Source organism: Acinetobacter sp. YH16044, from assembly GCF_013417145.1.
In the GTDB taxonomy this organism is placed as follows: Bacteria; Pseudomonadota; Gammaproteobacteria; order Pseudomonadales; family Moraxellaceae; genus Acinetobacter; species Acinetobacter amyesii.
Genome location: NZ_VPEK01000177.1, coordinates 1 through 1,116, shown reverse-complemented (window position 1 = coordinate 1,116; position 1,116 = coordinate 1). Strand labels below are relative to the sequence as shown.

Sequence of the window (1,116 nt, the reverse complement as noted above, 5' to 3'; positions counted from 1 at the left end):
TCTTTATCCGACATAGACACCAACATATCAAACCGTCCGCTTCGATAATCGCAAAAGCGCATATTCTAAAAGCGGACATTTTTACTTTGGAGAAACCGGACATTTCTACTTTGGGCTTACAATGCAAATTTCGTATAAGAGATTTTATGTTAAATAAGACTATTAAGATCAGTTATAATTATCCAATAAGTGATTAAAAATAATAAGGTAATTTATGTCTACATGGGTGTGGGTACTTATTTATTTGGCAGTTAGCTTAATGTTCAAATGGATTATTTCATGGGGTGGAGCTGATTATATTAAAGGCTGGAAGAGTATCTTTTTCTTAGATATGGAATCAAGCTCATGGAATGAAGAACAGCTTAGAGCTATGGCTTTGTTTCTATGGATAGCATTTACCATTCTTTTTATTATAGGTTTAATTTACCCCGAATTTAGATTCTATAAGCTTAAAAATAGTTTGTAAAAAACGGAGCTTAAGCTCCGTTTTTATGGGTGATTTTTTAAATCATTCAGCATTGCATCACGTAAAATCTTATTCATACGTGTCTGATAGCCTTTGCCTTGTGCTTTTAGCCATTGCATGACATCTGCATCAATGCGTACTGTAGTCACTTGTTTAGTTGGCTTATAAAACGGATTTTGGACAGCATTTTTCCAAAAGCTTTCATCAAGTTCAGGAATGTCGGAAAAGTCTATTTCACTGTCTGCGCGTTTAGCCAGAGCTTCAAGTCTTGCCTTTTGTTCTTCAGACAAAACAGGAGGTTTATTCAAATCTACTTTGTACGTAACGGTTTTGCTCATACTGTTTCCTCTCTTTTTTCTCTGCCTGTCGTGCCGAAATAATGCGGATATGATCAATCCCATTATGATCTTGTACAGTATGAGCCACTAATAAAACTGTCTGGCCGTGTACGAGACCTATCGCTTGCCAACGATATTCACCATTTTCAAAGCGATCCTGTTTGAAGACGGCATAGGCATCATAAAAAACCAAGGTTGCATCTTCAAAAGCTACACCATGTTTTTTGAGGTTTGTTTCTGCTTTATGCTCATCCCATGAAAACTCAATTTCCATAGTTGCATCGCTTTTTGTTAATATAAAAATGTTAATAC

At 35.8% G+C, this 1,116-nt stretch carries 3 protein-coding genes; 1 reads left to right on the top strand and 2 read right to left on the bottom strand.

Annotated features, from left to right (window positions below):
• Positions 1–214 precede the first annotated feature (214 nt).
• A complete protein-coding gene (locus tag FTV38_RS17865; protein ID WP_004969151.1) occupies positions 215–466 on the top strand; it encodes a hypothetical protein in 252 nt (83 codons plus the stop codon).
• A 23-nt stretch (positions 467–489) separates the two neighbouring features.
• Here FTV38_RS17865 and FTV38_RS17860 read toward each other — a convergent pair whose 3' ends face one another.
• Both FTV38_RS17860 and FTV38_RS17855 read right to left on the bottom strand, forming a co-directional pair.
• The gene (locus FTV38_RS17860; protein ID WP_096902543.1) at positions 490–804 is read right to left on the bottom strand and encodes a BrnA antitoxin family protein; all 315 of its coding nucleotides are present in this window, start codon (positions 802–804) and stop codon (positions 490–492) included.
• The gene (locus FTV38_RS17855; RefSeq protein WP_180023085.1) at positions 767–1,078 is read right to left on the bottom strand and encodes a BrnT family toxin; all 312 of its coding nucleotides are present in this window, start codon (positions 1,076–1,078) and stop codon (positions 767–769) included. Before FTV38_RS17855 ends, FTV38_RS17860 begins: the two co-directional genes overlap by 38 nt.
• Positions 1,079–1,116 lie beyond the last annotated feature (38 nt).